The 17,347-nt window shown below is 66.7% G+C and carries 15 protein-coding genes; 14 read left to right on the top strand and 1 reads right to left on the bottom strand.

The window, feature by feature from the left end:
• Positions 1-11: 11 nt before the first annotated feature.
• From IPK20_10345 to IPK20_10305, 9 genes are all read left to right on the top strand, one after another.
• Positions 12-782 carry a creatininase gene (locus IPK20_10345; GenBank protein MBK8017053.1) on the top strand — a complete coding sequence of 257 codons (771 nt, stop codon included), beginning with the start codon at positions 12-14 and terminating at the stop codon, positions 780-782.
• Between the two features lie 37 nt (positions 783-819).
• Entirely contained in the window at positions 820-1,290 is a 471-nt protein-coding gene (locus IPK20_10340; protein MBK8017052.1) for a nucleoside deaminase, read from the top strand.
• A complete protein-coding gene (locus IPK20_10335; GenBank protein ID MBK8017051.1) occupies positions 1,287-1,928 on the top strand; it encodes a cysteine hydrolase in 642 nt (213 codons plus the stop codon). The genes IPK20_10340 and IPK20_10335 overlap by 4 nt, the downstream gene beginning before the upstream one ends.
• 1 nt (position 1,929) lies before the next feature.
• Complete coding sequence (locus tag IPK20_10330; protein MBK8017050.1) at positions 1,930-2,706, top strand: N-acyl homoserine lactonase family protein; 777 nt, start codon at positions 1,930-1,932, stop codon at positions 2,704-2,706.
• Between the two features lie 70 nt (positions 2,707-2,776).
• Positions 2,777-3,778, top strand: coding sequence for an ABC transporter substrate-binding protein (locus IPK20_10325; protein ID MBK8017049.1), 1,002 nt, complete (start codon positions 2,777-2,779; stop codon positions 3,776-3,778).
• Positions 3,775-4,503 (top strand): hypothetical protein, encoded by a 729-nt coding sequence (locus tag IPK20_10320; protein ID MBK8017048.1) that lies wholly within the window; start codon positions 3,775-3,777, stop codon positions 4,501-4,503. The genes IPK20_10325 and IPK20_10320 overlap by 4 nt, the downstream gene beginning before the upstream one ends.
• A 164-nt stretch (positions 4,504-4,667) precedes the next feature.
• Positions 4,668-5,204, top strand: a complete 537-nt coding sequence (locus IPK20_10315) for a heme NO-binding domain-containing protein (protein MBK8017047.1) — start codon at positions 4,668-4,670, stop codon at positions 5,202-5,204.
• Complete coding sequence (locus tag IPK20_10310; protein ID MBK8017046.1) at positions 5,201-6,544, top strand: response regulator; 1,344 nt, start codon at positions 5,201-5,203, stop codon at positions 6,542-6,544. Before IPK20_10315 ends, IPK20_10310 begins: the two co-directional genes overlap by 4 nt.
• Before the next feature lie 110 nt (positions 6,545-6,654).
• Entirely contained in the window at positions 6,655-8,070 is a 1,416-nt protein-coding gene (locus IPK20_10305; protein ID MBK8017045.1) for a mannose-1-phosphate guanylyltransferase/mannose-6-phosphate isomerase, read from the top strand.
• 445 nt (positions 8,071-8,515) lie between these two features.
• Here the strand turns inward: IPK20_10305 and IPK20_10300 are convergent, their stop codons facing one another.
• Entirely contained in the window at positions 8,516-9,409 is an 894-nt protein-coding gene (locus IPK20_10300; protein MBK8017044.1) for a peptidyl-prolyl cis-trans isomerase, read from the bottom strand.
• A gap of 381 nt (positions 9,410-9,790) precedes the next feature.
• Here IPK20_10300 and IPK20_10295 point away from each other — a divergent pair, with 381 nt between their 5' ends.
• From IPK20_10295 to bioD, 5 genes are all read left to right on the top strand, one after another.
• Positions 9,791-12,919 (top strand): hypothetical protein, encoded by a 3,129-nt coding sequence (locus tag IPK20_10295; GenBank protein MBK8017043.1) that lies wholly within the window; start codon positions 9,791-9,793, stop codon positions 12,917-12,919.
• Positions 12,920-13,079: 160 nt separating this feature from the next.
• Positions 13,080-14,093 carry a biotin synthase BioB gene (bioB, locus tag IPK20_10290; protein ID MBK8017042.1) on the top strand — a complete coding sequence of 338 codons (1,014 nt, stop codon included), beginning with the start codon at positions 13,080-13,082 and terminating at the stop codon, positions 14,091-14,093.
• A 3-nt stretch (positions 14,094-14,096) separates the two neighbouring features.
• Positions 14,097-15,272 (top strand): 8-amino-7-oxononanoate synthase, encoded by a 1,176-nt coding sequence (gene bioF, locus IPK20_10285; protein ID MBK8017041.1) that lies wholly within the window; start codon positions 14,097-14,099, stop codon positions 15,270-15,272.
• A complete protein-coding gene (locus IPK20_10280) occupies positions 15,272-16,597 on the top strand; it encodes an adenosylmethionine--8-amino-7-oxononanoate transaminase (protein ID MBK8017040.1) in 1,326 nt (441 codons plus the stop codon). The genes bioF and IPK20_10280 overlap by 1 nt, the downstream gene beginning before the upstream one ends.
• A 50-nt stretch (positions 16,598-16,647) precedes the next feature.
• A complete protein-coding gene (gene bioD / locus IPK20_10275) occupies positions 16,648-17,310 on the top strand; it encodes a dethiobiotin synthase (protein MBK8017039.1) in 663 nt (220 codons plus the stop codon).
• Positions 17,311-17,347: the final 37 nt, after the last annotated feature.

Below are 17,347 nucleotides of genomic sequence, written 5' to 3'. Positions count from 1 at the left end.
GCCCGAACCTCATGAGCGCACGCGAAACACTGATGAACCGGATGAGCTGGACCGACTATCGCAACCGGGTGCAGCGCGACGAGTCGGTGGTTTTTCTCCCCTGCGGCGCCACCGAGCAGCACGGCCCGCATCTGCCGCTGGGGACGGACCACCTGCTCGCCACGGCCGTCGCGCAGAGCGTCGCGACCGCGGTTTCCGGGATCGTCGCGCCTCCGCTGGCCTATGGCTACAAGTCCCAGCCCAAGTGCGGAGGCGGACAGCATTTCTGCGGCACCACGAGCCTGGATGCCGCAACGCTCATCGGACAGGTACGTGACACGATCCGCGAGTTCGCGCGGCACGGTGTGAAGAAGCTGGTCCTCTGCAACGGGCACTACGAGAACCAGTGGTTCCTCATCGAGGGTATCGACCTGGCGATGCGGGAGTTCGGCGGCAAGCCGCCGCTGTCCGTCATGCGGATGGACTACTGGGACTTCTTCACGGCGCCGACACTCGCCAAGATCTTCCCCGAGGGTTTCCCCGGCTACGCGCTGGAGCACGCGGCGGTGCTGGAAACCTCAATGATGCTCCACTACCACCCGGACCTCGTCCGCCTGGATCTCATTCCGGACGATGGCCCCGCGGACTTTCCGCCCTACGAGACCTATCCGCCGCACACGGAGTGGGTCCCGCCTTCGGGCGTGCTCTCGTCGGCCCGGGCCGCCTCGCGCGAGAAAGGCGTGCTGATGGTGGAGGAACTGACGGAGCGCATCGCGGCGGCGGTGCACAAGGAATTCGATTGAGCACGCCGCGAGAGCGACGGGCGAGGCGGCGGAGATGATGCTGGCTGTCGACGAACCCTTCATGCGCGAAGCGCTCGCCGAGGCCGGCCGCGGGACGCTCATGGGCGAAATGCCCTTCGGCGCCGTCGTCGTCGATGCCACGGCCCGGATCCTCGCGCGAGCCCACGAGCGAACCGTCTCCGGGCACGATCCATCGCTTCATGCCGAGATCGAAGCGGTGCGGGCCGCCTGCCGCGTGGCGGGGCCGGATCTCACGGGCTGTACGCTGTACACCACCACGGAGCCGTGCGCCATGTGCTTTACGGCCGCGTGGCTCGCCCGGATGTCCCGCATCGTGTACGGCTGCAGGATCGAAGAAGTGAAGGCGCTGTGCGAAGACCAGCGCGAGCTCTCCCTGACGGTGGAAACGATGAATGCAGCCTCGGGGGAGCCCATGGAACTCGTGGGAGGCGTGCTCGCCTCCGAATGCCTCGCCCAGTTCCGCACGCCCTATGGAGCCGCCGCATGAAGATCGATCGGGCCACCACGGCGCTTCTGGTGATCGACATGCAAAGGGACTTCCTCGACGCGCGCGGGTATGCCGCTCAGGCGGGGCTCGACATCGACATGCTGCGCGGGGCCATTCCGGGCGTGGCGCGCATTCTGGCCGCAGCACGCCAGGCAGGGATCACGATCGTCCACACGCGTGAAGCCAACGCACCGGATCTTTCCGATGTGCCGCCCGCGTTTCTCGAGGCCACCGAACGCACGGGTGCGAGGGTGGGATCGCCCGGTCCGCTGGGCCGGTTGCTGATCCGGGGCGAGCACGGCAGCGGCATCGTCGACGAGCTTGCCCCGGCCCCGGACGAGATCGTCATCGACAAGCCAGGCTTTTCCGCCTTCGAAGGAACGCCCCTGGGGGCGATCCTGTTCGCACGCGGCATCCGGTCGCTGCTGATCTGCGGCATCACGACGGAGGTGTGCGTGAGTTCCACGTTGCGCACGGCCATCGACCGAGGATTCCGCTGCACCACGCTGCGCGATGCCTGCGCGTCGGCCTACCCCGACCTGCACGAGGCATCGATGCGGATCATCGAAGTGGAAGGGGGCGTGTTCGGCCGGGTCGCGTGTGTCGACGAAGCGGTGACGGCGCTGGGGGAAAGCTGAGATGCGCGGCAACCGCATGACCGCCCTGCTCACGGGCACCCACCGCTACGAAAAGACGCTCTCGACGCGAAACCGCGGCAGCGGCGTGATCATCCGCGCGCCGATCCTCGCCTATCTCGTCGAGACACCGAACGGACGGATCCTGTACGACGTGGGCTGCGACTACTCCAAGATCGCCGACCCGGCGAAGCGGGCGCGGTACTTCGCCCCGGACGCCTTCACCTACGGCGCACCGGACATGGAGGAGTCGCAGCGCATGTCCTCGCACCTGTCGCAGCTGGGACTCACCCCGGCCGACGTGGATGTCGTGTTCGTCGGACACCTTCACTTCGACCACGCCGGCGGCCTGTGCGATCTGCCCGGCTGCGAGGTACACGTGCAGGCCGACGAACTGGCATCGGCGCGGGCGGGGGAGGACATGGGCTATTTCGCCGACGATCTCGCGGGCGGACACCGCTTTCGCGAGATGCAAGGCGAGTACGACGTCGCACCCGGAGTCCGGGCCATCGCCACGCCCGGCCATACGGCGGGCCACATGTCGTTGTTCGTCGAATTGCAGAAGGGCCCGCCCGTTCTGCTGTGCGGCGATGCCGCCGATCTCACCGAGAACATCGAGCACGAGATCGCGCCGGGCCTGTGCTGGCGCGAACGCGAGGATCTCGCGCTCGGCAGCATTCGCAAGCTGAAGACCCTCGCCCGGGAAACCGGCGCTTCGCTCTGGCCCAACCACGACCTGGCCTTCTGGGCCGGAACGATGGCGGCGAGCCAGTGGCACTGAGGGATCGATTCCAGAAGCGGCAGGCGTCCCGGCTTTCTCCCTCTTCCCCCTGAATCGCAAGGAGTCCTCCATGTTCCGTCTCGTTGGAAAGTCTCTGGCCGCACTGGCGGCATTCCTTCTGCTCGCGGCACCAGCGGCATCGTGGGCCCAGGGCGTCAAACAGATCAAGCTGGGTGTGGTCACCTGGATCGGCTATGGACCGCTCTACATCGCGGAGTCGCTCGACCTGTGGAAGAAGTACGGACTCAAGGTGCAGCTGCAGAACTTCACCGATCCGGCGCTCCTCCCGGGCGCCATCATGAGCGGCGCGCTCGACGGCGGACTCATCACCTATGACCAGCTGGTGGGCCAGGTGGCCAAGGGCGACACCATGCGCACCGTGATGCCGCTCGACTTCTCCGACGGTGGCGACGCCGTGGTGGCATCGGTGGACATCAAGGACATTCCCTCGATCAAGGGGCAGAAGGTCGCGTACGCGCCGCTGTCTCCCTCGGACTTCCTGCTCGCCTTCGCCCTGCGCAAGCACGGGCTCAAGGACAGCGACGTTCAATCCGTCGGAGCCGGTCCGGAAGCCGTTCCTTCCGCCATGGCGTCCGGTCAGGTGAAGGTGGGCGTGACCTACGAGCCGATGGTGTCGCAGATCACCTCCATGGAAGGGGGCAAGAAGTTCCACGTGATCTATTCCTCCAGGCAGGCGCCCGGGCTGCTGTCGGATGTGCTGGTCTTCACGGACAAGGCGATGAAGACCCGTCCCGAAGTGGTCAAGGCCGTGATGCGGGGCTATCTCGACGCGCTGGAGATGATCCGCACCAAACCCAACGAAGCCGCCAAGGTGATCGGCAAGGCCCTGGGAATCAGCGAAGCCGAGGTGCTGGAGCAGCAGCAGGCGATCCACGCGCTGCCCCTGCCCGAGATGCTCACGGCGTTCACCAGATCGCCCAAACCGGAATCGTTCTATACGGCGTGCGCGGCCATCGCCGACATCCTGCTGTCCAAGAAGCAGATCCCCAAGCTGCCCAAGTGCGAGGACACGATGAACACCCAGTTCATCCAGGCGCTGCTCAAGAAATGAAGGCGACCGTGCCGGCGCCGTACCTGGGCGTCTGGAAGAGAACACTGCTGCGCACGCCCTCGGGCGACGACACGACGTCCACCGTGTATTGGCTGCAGACGCCGCGCTGGCACGCCGACATCCGCGTGCCGGCGAACCGGGACATCGGCGGCGCACGGTCGCTGGAGATGCTGGGCGATGCGGCCTGGCGTTCTCTGGCATCGCAGCAGGGATTCGCCGGTGTCACGACGGTCGAGAACGACATCTGCCGCTGGCATCGCCGCGTGGACTATCAGCCACCCTCGGGTTTCAGCGACGTGGGGCGCATCGAATTCGAATCACCCGACCGGATGCTGGAATACGGAGTGGAGCAGGATTACTTCGAGATCTGGGAACGGCAACCCTCCAGCGTCGGGTCGTGGGCGGCGCTGGAGAGCGCCAATGGAACGCCGCCGGCATGGCTCTTCGCCACAGGGGATTTCGCGATGCGTGTCCGGCCGCGCGACTGCGCACTCTCTCCTGCGCCCAGCCTGGGCACGCTGCTGGACGGTCTGGACAGCGGCGAGCGCCGGGCCTGTCTTGATTTCGAGATCAGCCTGGCTCGACGCACCTCGCCTGCCCGCTGGGACATCTATCATTCCACCTTGCCGTGGAAAGAGGGAACCGCGCTGGACGAATCATCCGTGCTCGACAGCGCACTGGGCCCTTCCGATCGCGTGCCACCCGGCTGGAAGACGCTCGACTGATCACCGCCTGACCGCAGATCGCGACATTCCCGCCGGGTTCTCCGGTTCGCGGCCCCCCGCAGTAACATCGGAAGCGGGGTTCAGTGGTGTTTTTTCCAGGTCGATAATGTCGAAGGTGCCCGCTTCGATGGGCCATTCCCTGCAACCGTATTCCGGAGGAACCCATGAAGGGCGTCGTGTTCACCGAATTCCTGGACATGGTCGGGGCGAAGTTCTCGCCCGACATGGCCGACGACATCATCGACGACGCCGACCCGCCTTCGGGGGGCGCGTACACGGCCGTGGGCACCTATGACCACGGCGAAATCGTGGCGATGGTCGTGGCGCTGTCCCGCCGGTCGGGCGTTCCCGTCCCGCAGCTTCTTCACACGTTCGGACAGCACCTGTTCGGACGCTTCGTCGAGCTGTATCCGGGATTCTTCACCGGCATCACCGGTGCGCTGGACTTCCTTGAACGCATCGAGAACGTCATCCACGTCGAGGTGCTGAAGCTCTATCCGGATGCGGAACTACCCAGGTTCGAGATCCACCGCGACAGCGCGGATTCCATGACCATGGTCTATCGCTCGCCCCGTGGCATGGGCGACCTCGCGGCAGGCCTGATCGACGGCTGCATCGCCCACTACGGGCAGCCCGTCTCGATCGACCGGACCACCACGCACGACGGTGGCGAAGTGTTCTCCCTGCGCCGGACCGAATGAGCGAAAGCGCGGAAGACCGCGTCGGCCGCCTCGAACGTCGGCTTGCCCGCGAGCGGATCGCGCGGGAGGAAGCCGAACGGATGCTGGAGAAGAAGAGTCTCGATCTGTACGAGGCCAACGAGAACCTGCGCAAGGCCGCGCGCGATCTGGAGCGCCAGGTCGCCGACCGGACCCGCGAACTGAAACAGGCGGTGGATCGGGCGGAAGCCGCAGTGCAGGCGAAGGGCGAGTTCCTGGCCATGATGAGCCATGAAATCCGCACGCCCCTGAACGGCGTGCTGGGCATGGCCGAACTGCTCGGATTGTCGGAACTGAGCGCCGAGCAGCGTCAGTACGTGGAAACCATCCGCTCCAGCGGCGACACCCTGCTGGTGCTCATCAACGACATCCTGGACTTTTCCAAGATCGAGGCCGGCCGCCTGGAGATGGAGGAGAGGGATTTCGACGTGGGGGCGGAGCTGCGCGCCGTCGTCGCGCTCTACCGGCCCCTCGCGCAATCGAGGAGCATCGAACTCACCCTGTCGCTGGACACGGCCGCGGACCCCTACGTCAGGGGCGACAGCGTGCGCGTTCGCCAGATCGTGGCGAACCTGCTGTCGAACGCCGTGAAGTTCACGCACGCCGGCAAGGTGCATGTCGCCTGCCGGACCGCACGCGAGGACGGGATTGTCCTGACCGAGATCGTGGTGCGCGATACCGGCATCGGCATTCCCGGCGACCGCATCGGGCGCCTGTTCGAGGCCTTCACCCAGATCGACGCGTCGACGACCCGCCGCTACGGCGGCACGGGGCTCGGACTCACCATCAGTGCGCGGCTCGCCCGTGCCATGCACGGCGGAATCGACGTGCACTCGGAACCCGGGCAGGGAACGACCTTCACCGTGACGCTCAGGCTGGCTCCCGGCAAGGCCCCGCTCGATACGACGCTCACGCTTGCCGGCGACCGCCCGCCGCAGCACGGCGTGCGTGTCCTGGTCGTCGAGGACAACCGCGTGAACCAGATGCTGGCGCTCGCACTGCTGCGAAGGATGGGCATGCAGCCCGAACTCGCGGAAGACGGACACGAAGCCGTGGAGAAAGTCTCGCAAGGCGACTTCGATCTCGTCTTCATGGACATGCAGATGCCGGGCATGGACGGAGTCGAAGCCACCCGGAAGATCCGCGCCATGCCGCTGCCGCGCCAGCCACACATCATCGCGCTCACCGCGAACGCCTTCGCGGCGGATCGCGAACGCTGCCTCGACGCCGGCATGAACGGATTCATCAGCAAGCCGTTCCGGCTGAAAGACCTTCAGGACACCCTGGCAGGGTTCGCGGGAGCATCACAGACTGGGGCCTAGGGCCCTCCATCGCATGACGCCGCCCCCTCCTGCCGGACGGCGCGTTGGAACAGGCCTTGCTGAACGATCCGTCTCTTCGATACAGCCCGCGCCCGGCGTAACGCAACCCCATGAAAATTCATCCAGTTGTTCTTTGCGGCGGCTCAGGCACCCGCCTCTGGCCCCTGTCGCGCAGCGCCTATCCCAAACAATTCCTGCGGCTGGCATCGGAGCACACGATGCTGCAGGAGACGCTCAAGCGGCTCGACGGCTTCGGCGACGTGGCCGCCCCGGTCGTGATCTGCAACGAAGAGCACCGGTTCCTGGTCGCGGAACAGTTGCGGTCCATCGGCGCGAAACCGGAACTGCTGTTGCTCGAACCGATGGGCCGCAATACCGCCCCTGCCGTCGCGGCGGCTGCGATCGCACTGGCGAAGAAGGATCCCAAGGCGCTCATGCTGGTGCTGCCCTCCGACCACGTCATCAAGGACATTCCGTCGTTCCACCGCGCGATCCGCCTCGCCGCCACTGCGGCCGGCAGCGGAATGCTCACCACCTTCGGCATCATTCCGGACGCGCCGGAGACGGGCTACGGCTACATCAACCGCGGGGAAACCGTCCCGCGGCTGGAAAGCACGTTCGCGATCCAGCGCTTCGTGGAGAAGCCGGATGCCCCGACGGCGCAGAAGATGATCGAGTCGGGCGACTACTACTGGAACAGCGGCATGTTCATGCTCGAGGCCGGTTCCTTCCTCGAAGAGCTGAACACCCATGCGCCTGCCATCGTGACGGCAGTGCGCAAGTCGATGGAGGCGGCAAAGATCGATCTCGACTTCTGCCGGCTCGACAAGGAGTCCTTCGCCGCCTGCCCCTCCATCTCTCTGGACTACGCAGTCATGGAGAAGACGCGCAAGGGCGCGGTGGTCCCGGTGAACATGGGCTGGAGCGACGTGGGGTCGTGGGATGCGCTCTGGGAGATCCAGGACAAGACGCCCGAAGGCAACGTCTTCGACGGCGACGTGGTGGCCTCCAACGTCAAGAACACGTTCATCAAGGCCGAGCAGCGGATGGTCGCAGCGGTGGGCGTGGAGGAACTCGTGATCGTGGAGACGGCCGACGCCGTGCTGGTGGCTAGCCACAAGGCGTCGCAGGACGTGAAGGTGCTGGTGGACAAGCTGAAGTCGGAAGGCCGCAGCGAACACGTGTTCCACCGCAAGGTATTCCGCCCCTGGGGTGCGTACGAAGGCATCGACGCAGGCGGCCGCTACCAGGTGAAGCGGCTCACGGTGAATCCGGGGCAGAAGCTGTCGCTGCAACTCCACCATCACCGTGCGGAACACTGGATCGTCGTGAGCGGTACCGCCAAGGTCCAGCGCGGTGACGAGGAGATCCTGCTCACCGAGAACCAGTCGACGTACATCCCGCTCGGCTCCAAGCACCGCCTGGAGAATCCCGGACTCGTCCCGCTTCAGCTCATCGAAGTGCAGTCCGGCAGCTATCTGGGCGAGGACGACATCGTGCGGTTCGAGGACGTGTACAACCGGTAGACGCTTCGTCGTCCTCGGTGTACGCGATGCTTCGCGTCGCACGTGCACGAAGGCCGGAGATTCGTCGTTCGCGCGACCGTGCGGGTCGACTTCAAACGCCGGATGAACCAGCGTACCTCGGTGTCAGAGATAAGCTTGGGATCGCCCGGCGCCTTTTCTGGAGTGATCCGTCGTGCGCGCCGGGTCGCATCCACGCGTCCGTTCGGCGACCGCGCGAATCTCCTGCAGGAGCTCGCTTCTCCTTCAGAGAAGGACAGCATGGGACGGCCCGGCGCTTCTCTGGGGTCTGGGGTCCCGGGGTCTGGGGTCCTGGGGTCTGGGGTCTCGGGTCAGGGGTCCCTTCTCCCCCGGGGTCCGGGGTCCGGGGTCCGGGGTCCGGGGTCCGGGGTCCGGGGGCCGGGGTCCGGGGTCTGGGTCCGGGGTCCGGGGTCTGTCCCGCCAAGACCTACTTCGTCCCCTGCAGCTTCGTGAGTTCCGCCTCGTTAATGTTGACGGGCGTCTTGTTCGTCATGAACGTGAGATAGGCCTGCTCGGTTTCCTGCGCGCGGCGCAGCCGCAGCGCGTTGGAGATCTGATCGCGCACTTCGGTCAGCGGCCGCGCACCCTTCTCGCGGACATCCTCCAGCCGGATCACGTGCCAGCCCTGGGCAGTCTTGATGGGTCCGCTCACGTCGCCCTTCTTCATCGCGGAAACGGGATCTCGCAGTTCCGGTATGAGGCTCTGGTCGGCAACCCAGCCCATCTCCCCGCCCTTGCTGGCGCTTTCGGAATGTTCCGAGGAAGCCTTGGCCAGTGCGGCGAAATCGGCCCCGCGCTTCTTGGCCTTCTCGGCGAGATCCGCGATCTTGGCCTGGGCCTTGGCGAACGCAGCCTTGTCGGTTTCCGCAGGTGCGAGCACGAAAATCTGCGCGAGCTTGAACTGCTTGGGCACCATGAACGCAGTGGGATTCTGGTCGTAGGCGGCGCGAATCTCGGATTCGGAGGGATAGCTCTCCGGAGGACGCGCCACGCTGTTCATGTAGCTGGACACCAGCACCTGCTCGCGTGCCCGTTCCATCTGGGAGATCACCTCGGGCCGCTTTTCCCAGCCTTTGGTGCGAGCCTCCACGGCCAGGGCCTTGCGCAGGAGTTCGGCACGGATGATCCGGTTGAGTTCGGCCGGCGACTGGGTCAACTGGGCCTTGGCCTCCGGCGTGGCGCCGTCGAGAATGGCCTTCAGTTCCTCGACCTTGATTTCCGCATCACCCATGCGGGCGACGACACCTGCAGGCAGCTTGTCCTGGGCGATACCTGCCACGGCCACTGCGAAAAGGCTCAAGCCCCACAAAGCAGACTTCATCAATCCGATCCTCCTGTCATTGGGCCGTCCAGGGAAATCCCGAGGAAGGCGCGAAAAAATTGCGCCGGAGCCGGTCTTCCTTCGCGACCAGCCACATCCATCGGATCCGCCCGAGGGTAACGCCCGGATGTTACAGAAATCGGGCAAGGGGATCCCAACGGATCAGCCCGCCTTCCGATCCTCCGGTTTTCGGCATGCGCGGATCGCTCCTTGAGTTCTCGCCGATGGCCGATCCTCATCCTCTTCCAGGCCCGGCCTCTACGATTTGCCCTGCGCCGACTGTAAGAATGTGAATAGTTCACATGCAACGGCCTGGCAAACCGGTAATCTCTCGGCACAAAAGGCGGCATCCGATCACGAAGTACCGAATCGGGGGACACCATGGAAGAACTCGAGCGCACATCGAGTCGTCCGGCACGAGGGAAGACCACACGGGCCAAGTACCGGCCTCCTGAAACGAGCGGGCTGCTGCCCCGGCCTCGCTTGATGGGCCTGTTGGCGGAGGCCATCGACCGGGGAACCATCCTCTGGCTGGCCGCCGCGCCAGGCTGCGGCAAGAGCGCTGCAGCCGCGCAATTCGCAGCCTCCCGCCTCTCGCCCGTCTACTGGTTCCGGCTCGACGAGCACGACTCGCAGCCCGAGCGCTTCGTCCTTTCTCTTGCCCAGGCGCTCGGTGTGACGTCGACGCCGGGCACTGCCTCCACGCTGGACCGCCTCGACGAGGTGATGAGTCTCGCGCGTTGGCCCGCCCTGCTGGTGCTGGACGCCTACGATCACGCCGACCCGGACCGGCTCGACCCCATGATCCTCGCGCTGGTCGAGTCCGTTCCTGCCGAGGCACGGCTCGTCATCACCGGCCGCGCCGAGCCGCAGGACGGATACGCGCATCTGTTCGCCTACCGCAGGTGTACACGCATGGGCTGGGAGCAGTTGCGGTTCACCGAAGATGAAATGACTTCCCTGTGCGTGCGTGAGGGTTTGCACGACGCGCAGGAGGTCCGCAGGGTCGTGGCCTCGGCAGCGGGGTGGATCACCGGTGTCCAACTGCTTCTGGCGCAAGGCGACGCCCGCCGGGGCCACATGAACGGCGGCGCACCGACGCTGCTGGCGCCCTACTTCGAACGTCACGTACTCGCCGCACTGTCTGCTCCGCAACGCGACTGGCTCGCATGCGCTTCGCTGGCGCCGCGCGTGTGCGAATCGTTCGTGCTGCACGTGACGGGCGACGACCGGATCGGGGAAGTCGTGGAACCCCTGGCCGCGCGAGAGTGGTTCGTCGAGCGCTCCGACGACGCCGCCGGCGGTTTCAAGCTGCACCCGCTCCTTCGGTCGAGTCTGCAGGAACGGCTTCGCCGCACACTGGGAGCGCCGGCCCGGACAGACCTCGTCGCCAGAGCCGCGGTCTGGCTCGAAAACCAGGGCGATCGCGAGGACGCATTGCGCCTTCGCGAAGAAATCGAAACCTGGCCCGAGATGGAGATCAACCTCGTGGCGCTCGCCCCGGTGCTCGTGGCAGGTGACCGCATGGACGAGCTGGTGGCCTGGATCCAGCGGCTGCCCGGCGGTCAGCCGCAGCATCCGTGGCTGCAGTACTGGCTTGGGATGGCCAGGGCACGCATCGATCCCGCCGACGCAAAGGCACTCTTCGAGGCGGCCTGGAACAAGTTCAGTGCCCTCGCCGATGCCATCGGCCAGGCGCTCGTCTGCGCGGCTCGTCTGGATTGCCACTTCGAATCGCGGGAGCTGCCCGACACTCTGCCCTTGTGGCTGGACCGGCTCCTGTCCGCCTGGGAAGCGGGCGCCGACAAGGCGGACGCCGCGACGCAGGCACGCATCCTCTCCCACGGCGCAGAGGTGCTGCGACGCCGCTTCGGCCATCCTGCCCTGGCCCACTGGGTGGCACGCGCACTCGAACTGCGCTGCGAAGTACAGGACGCCGGTGTCGCCGAGAAGCTCACCCTGTTCTGTGCGGGCTATCACTACTGGAAAGGCGATGTGGCCCAGGCAGCCGCCATTCTGGGCACCGCTTCGCCATCCGAAGAACGGAACACCGCGTCGCTGGCGTGCGCGCTGATCGTCGACCATCTGGTCCCGTCTGCGCCCGGCCGGCGGCGGGCACGCGACAGCGCGTCCGCTCTCTCACTCAAGGAGGGGGACCGCCGGATCCTCGAACTGTTCGTGGATCCGCCCGTGCTCGGCCCGGCGTTGCTGCCCCTGGGGTTCGACGTGCTCGCTACCCGCGCCGATCGCAATCCGCCCCCCGGCCTCGCGGGCAAGGCCCTGTTCGAACGCCGCATCGCGGAACTCGTCGAACGCGGCGTGTTTCTCGAAGCTTCCCGCGTGCAGGTTCTGGCGGTCGAAGACGAGCGGCCTTCGGGCGGACCCCTCAATCTGGCCCGTCTCAACCTCAGGGGAGGACAGCTGCATTCGCTCGCACGCGAATGCCGCAAGGCGCTGGACCAATTCGACGAGGCATTGGAACTCGCCCGGCGAATCCGCGCGGACTTTCTCTGCTGGCAGATCCAGCTCTGGCGAGCGCATTGTCTCTGCAACCTCGGCCCATCGGAGGCCGCGGACGAAGCCCTCGCCGAGGCCGTGCGCATGGGCGCGCAGATGGGCGCGACCGACAACCATCCTTGGTGGCCAGCCGGAGCCCAGGCCCGGCTCGCGGCCCGCGCCCTCGAACTGGATCTCGAACGGGAATACGTCCACCGGTGGATTCGCGCGCGCGACCTGCTGCCTCCTTCGGCGAGCCTCGAGCATTGGCCATGGCCCCTGCGCGTCTACACGCTCGGGCGCTTCTCCATCCTTGCAGACGGGGTCAATCTCGCCTTCCAGGGGAAGGCGCAGAAGAAGCCCCTCGACTTGCTCAAGGCGGCCATCGCACTCGGAGGCCGCGACATCGCCGTGAACATCCTCATCGAAACGCTGTGGACCGATGCCGAGGGCGATGCGGCCCGCAAGGCGTTCGACGTGGCACTGCTGCGGCTGCGTCGCCTGCTCGGGCGCGACGATGCCGTCTGCATCAACGATGGCAAGCTCAGCATCAACTCCAAAGTCTGCTGGGTGGACCTGGTGAGCGTCGAGCGCCTGATCGGTGCGGCCGACCGCATCGTGGACACCACGGGACGTCACCGGGCGGCGCTCGATGCACTGAGCCGGTATCGCGGCGCCTTTCTGCAGCTGGACGATCCCCAGCCGTGGATGACCGCCACCCGGGAACGCCTCGCCGGAAAGATCCGGCGCCTGGTCCTCGGCGCCGGCACGGCCCTCGAGGAAGAGCGCCGGCTGCACGAGGCCATCGGGCTGTACCAGCACGCCGTCGAAGTGCAGCCGTGGTCCGAGGTGCTGTACCGCCGGCTCATCCTCTGTCACGCCAGGGTGGGCGACCACGACGAGGCCCGTGCGGTCCTGGAACGTTGCCGCAGAGTGATGGCCGACCTGTGCGGCACGCATCTCGCGAGGGAAACCGAGCTGGCCTGCTCCGTTCTGCCGGACTGGGAAGGCTGACCCGGGATGTGGGGCCGCAGGGCCGCAGGACTGGCCGGCCGGGCTCGCCGGGGACGTGACCGCGTCGTCAGCCGGGCCGGCGCCCGACGAACCCGACCGAGGTTTCCCGGACGGCAGTCAAACGATATGATTGAGCCAATTTGACAAGTGGTCCGAGCCCATGACCCCTCTGGATTCCCCCGCCCCCGATCATCCGTCCGTCTCCGCCGCAGACGCATCGTCCGCCAAGGCCTCGCCGGGCCGGACGCGCTGGACGGTCGAAGCCGTCGAGTCGCTCTTGTCGCTGCCCCTGCCCGAGCTGCTCCATCGCGCCCAGACCGTTCACCGTGAGAATTTCGATCCGGCCAAGGTGCAGCTCTCGACCCTGCTGTCCATCAAGACGGGCGGGTGCCCCGAAGACTGCGCCTATTGCCCGCAGTCGCGGCGGTTCTCCACGGGCGTGGAAGACGAGCCCCTGCTGGACGAAGGCACGGTGCTGGAAGCCGCGCGGGCCGCCAAGGCGGCAGGTGCCTCCCGCTTCTGCATGGGGGCTGCGTGGCGCGGGCCCAAGCAGCGGGAACTCGAGCAGGTCCTCGGACTCGTCCGCTCGGTGAAATCCCTGGGTCTCGAAACCTGCGCGACCCTGGGCCTCTTGAAGGACGGTCAGGCCGAACAGCTGCGGGATGCGGGGCTCGACTACTACAACCACAACCTGGACACCTCACCCGATTTCTACCAGGACATCATCTCCACGCGCCAGTACCAGGACCGCCTCGACACGCTGTCCCGGGTCCGCGACGCGGGCATGAACGTGTGCTGCGGCGGCATCGTCGGCATGGGCGAGAGCAGGACGGACCGCGCCGGACTGATCGCGCAGCTCGTCAATCTCGATCCGTACCCCGAGTCCGTGCCGATCAATTCGCTGGTGCAGGTGGAAGGCACGCCGCTGCACGGGCAGGCTCCCGTGGACGTCTTCGACTTCGTGCGGATGATTGCCGCCGCCCGCATCACCATGCCCAAGGCGTTCGTGCGTCTGTCGGCCGGTCGCTCCGCCATGACGGAAGAAGGCCAGGCGCTGTGCTTCCTCGCGGGTGCGAACTCCATCTTCTACGGAGACAAGCTGCTCACGACGGGAAACCCGGAGGCCGCGCGCGACCGCGAGCTGCTGGCCAAGCTGGGCATGAGCCCGCTCTGAGCGATGCAGGACTTTGCGCAGAGCCTCGAGGAGCTCGAAACTTCCGGGCTCCTGCGACGCCGGCGTGTCGTGCGGGGCAAGCAGGGCGCCACGCTCGAGGTGGATGGCGAACCGATGCTCGCCTTCGCCTCGAACGACTACCTGGGTCTGGCGTCTGACCCGCGGATCTCGCGAGCTGTCGCCGAAGCCATCGAGCGCTGCGGCGTGGGCGGCGGTGCATCGCATCTCATCTCGGGTCACCACGAGGAACATGAGCGCGCCGAGGACGCACTCGCGCGGTTCGTCGGTCTGCCTCGTGCACTCCTCTTCTCTTCCGGCTACATGGCCAACAGCGGCATCGTGCCCGCGCTTGCCGGACGGGGCGATGCCGTCTTCTCGGATGCGCTCAATCACGCGTGCCTCATCGACGGGGCGCGGCTTTCGCGTGCAGACGTGCACGTCTTTCCCCACGGCGACATGGACGCTCTGAATGAGCGACTGGCTCGCAGCAGCGCGAGACGCCGGTTGATCCTGAGCGATGCAGTGTTCAGCATGGACGGCGACATCGCGCCCCTCGCCCGGCTCGTGGAACTGTGCGAGCGGCACGACGCCCTTCTGCTGCTGGACGACGCTCACGGTTTCGGTGTGCTGGGCGCCGAGGGCCGGGGAACGCTGGCTCACTGCAATGTGAAGTCGGACCGCATCCTCTACCTCGGAACACTGGGCAAGGCAGCCGGCGTGGCGGGGGCCTTCGTCGCCGGCGCGTCGCAGCTCATCGAGTGGCTGATCCAGCGCGCGCGGACGTACATCTTCACGACGGCCATGCCGCCCATGCTCGCAGCGGGCGTGCGTGCAGCGGTCGACGCCATCGCTGCCGACGAATGGCGGCGGACCCGGCTGCGTGATCACGCGCGACGGCTGCGCGACGGCCTGCGCGAGCTGCCCTGGCCGCTGCTCGCTTCGGACACCGCGATACAGCCGCTGATGGTGGGAGACAACCGGGCGTCCCTGACCCTCATGGAACGCCTGTGGCAGGCGGGTGTCTGGGTCCCCGCGATCCGCCCTCCCACGGTGCCGGACGGGACCGCGCGATTGCGCATTTCCCTTTCCGCGGCTCACACGCCGGAACACATCGACCGGCTGGTCGAAGGTCTCCGTGCCGTCGCGGCCGACATGACCGGAAACCGCGCAGCCGCCTGATGACTTCGCCGAACATCGTGCTCGCGGAACGCAGCCGCGCGGCCGTGTGGCATCCGGCCACGCAGATGAAGGCGCATGAGAGCCTGCCTCTGCTGCCGATCGTCCGCGGCGACGGCGTGTGGCTCCGCGACGCCGACGGCAACCGATATCTCGACGCCATCAGTTCGTGGTGGGTGAATCTGTTCGGCCACCGCGAGCCGCGAATCGCCGCGGCCGTCCGCGACCAGCTCGACCGGCTGGAGCACGTGATTCTTGCGGGCTTCACGCACGAGCCGGTCGTCCAGCTGGCCGAAGCGCTGTCGGAACTCACGGAACGAAAGCTCGGTCACGCATTCTTCGCCTCGGATGGCGCCTCGGCGACCGAGATCGCGCTCAAGATGAGCGCGCATTACTGGCGCAACGCGGGATACCCTTCCAAGCACCGCTTCCTCTGCGTGAGCGGTGGCTACCATGGCGAAACCATGGGGGCGCTGGGCGTGACCGACGTTCCGCTGTTCCGCCGCGCGTACGAACCGCTGCTGCGTGCGGGGGATACCGTGCCCTCGCCGGACTGGCGTCTCGCGGAACCCGGAGAGTCGCCCATGGCCTTTGCGCTGCGGATGGCCGAAGCCGTCGACCGGCATCTGGAAGCCCACGGCACGGACACGGCAGCGCTCATCGTAGAGCCGCTCGTGCAGTGCGCGGGCGGCATGGCGATGCACGATCCCGCGTATCTGCGGCAGCTGCGCGCCATTTGCGACAGACATCGGGTGCACCTGATCGCCGACGAGATCGCGGTGGGCTTCGGACGGACCGGCACGATGTTCGCGCACGAGCAGGCCGGCATCCGCCCCGACTTCCTCTGCCTGTCCAAGGGCATCACCGGCGGGTTCCTGCCGCTTTCGGTCGTGCTCACGACCGACGCGATCTACGGTGCCTTCTACGACGAGAGCGCAGCGCGCGGCTTTCTCCATTCGCATTCGTACACCGGCAATCCACTCGCTTGCCGTGCGGCGCTCGCGGTGCTGGACATCTTTCGCGACGACGACGTGATCGCGCAGAACAGGTTGAAAGCTGCCCGTTTCGACGCTATTGCAGCGCCGCTCGCTAGCGATCCGCGCACCGCGCATTTCCGGCGCACGGGGATGATCTGGGCGTTTGACGTACCCGAGGCGCCGAAGGGGTTCGCGCGCCGGTTCCAGACCGCGGCTCTGCGGAAAGGCGTTCTGGTCGTGCCCCTGGGACGCACGATCTACTTCATGCCGCCCTACGTCATGGACGACGAGCAGTTCGCGTTGCTGGTCGATTCGACCCTGCACGCTCTGGACGCCGCATTCGCGATGTGACAGACCTGCACCGCGATCCCGCCGTTCAACCGGACCTCTCCCAGCGCTCGATGTCTCACGGCTTCTTCGTCACCGGCACCGACACGGGGGTGGGCAAGACCGTCGTCGCTTCGGCGCTGCTGCGGGCGTACGTTCGTTCAGGCGTTCGCGCCGTCGGCATGAAACCCGTTGCAGCGGGTTGCACGCTCTCGAACGGCCGGTGGATCAACGACGACGTCGAGAACCTGCGCAACGCGAGCAACGTTGAAGCACCCGATTCGGAAATCAATCCCTACGTCTTCCGCGATCCCATCGCGCCCCACCTGGCTGCCCGTGCGCAGGGCATCCGGATCGATCTGCCGACGCTGGTCTCACGCTATCGGGCGCTGGCGGCGCGTGCGGACGTGGTGATCGTGGAAGGCGCGGGCGGATTTCTCGTCCCGCTCAACGACGACGAGAGCTTCGCCGATCTCGCCGCCCTGCTCGCCCTGCCGGTCGTTCTGGTGGTCGGCATGCGCCTGGGCTGCATCAATCACGCGCTGCTCACGTGCGAAGCCATCGAGCGCCGCGGTCTCGAACTGGCGGGATGGGTGGCGAACCGTGTCGTTCCGGACATGGACAGGTACGAGGAGAACGCTGCGACGCTGCGTTCCCGCTTGCATGCACCGCTGCTCGCGGAGATTCCTTACCGGCCCGGTTCGCACGTGGATCTGGCCTCTCTGCGTCTTCCCTGAGCGGCCACACACCCAGGAGACCGGAGGTACCGCTGCG

The sequence above is a fragment of the Betaproteobacteria bacterium genome (assembly GCA_016713305.1).
In the GTDB taxonomy this organism is placed as follows: Bacteria; Pseudomonadota; Gammaproteobacteria; order Burkholderiales.
The sequence above is the reverse complement of the archived record's forward strand: the minus strand, read 5'-3'. Positions and strand labels throughout refer to the sequence as shown.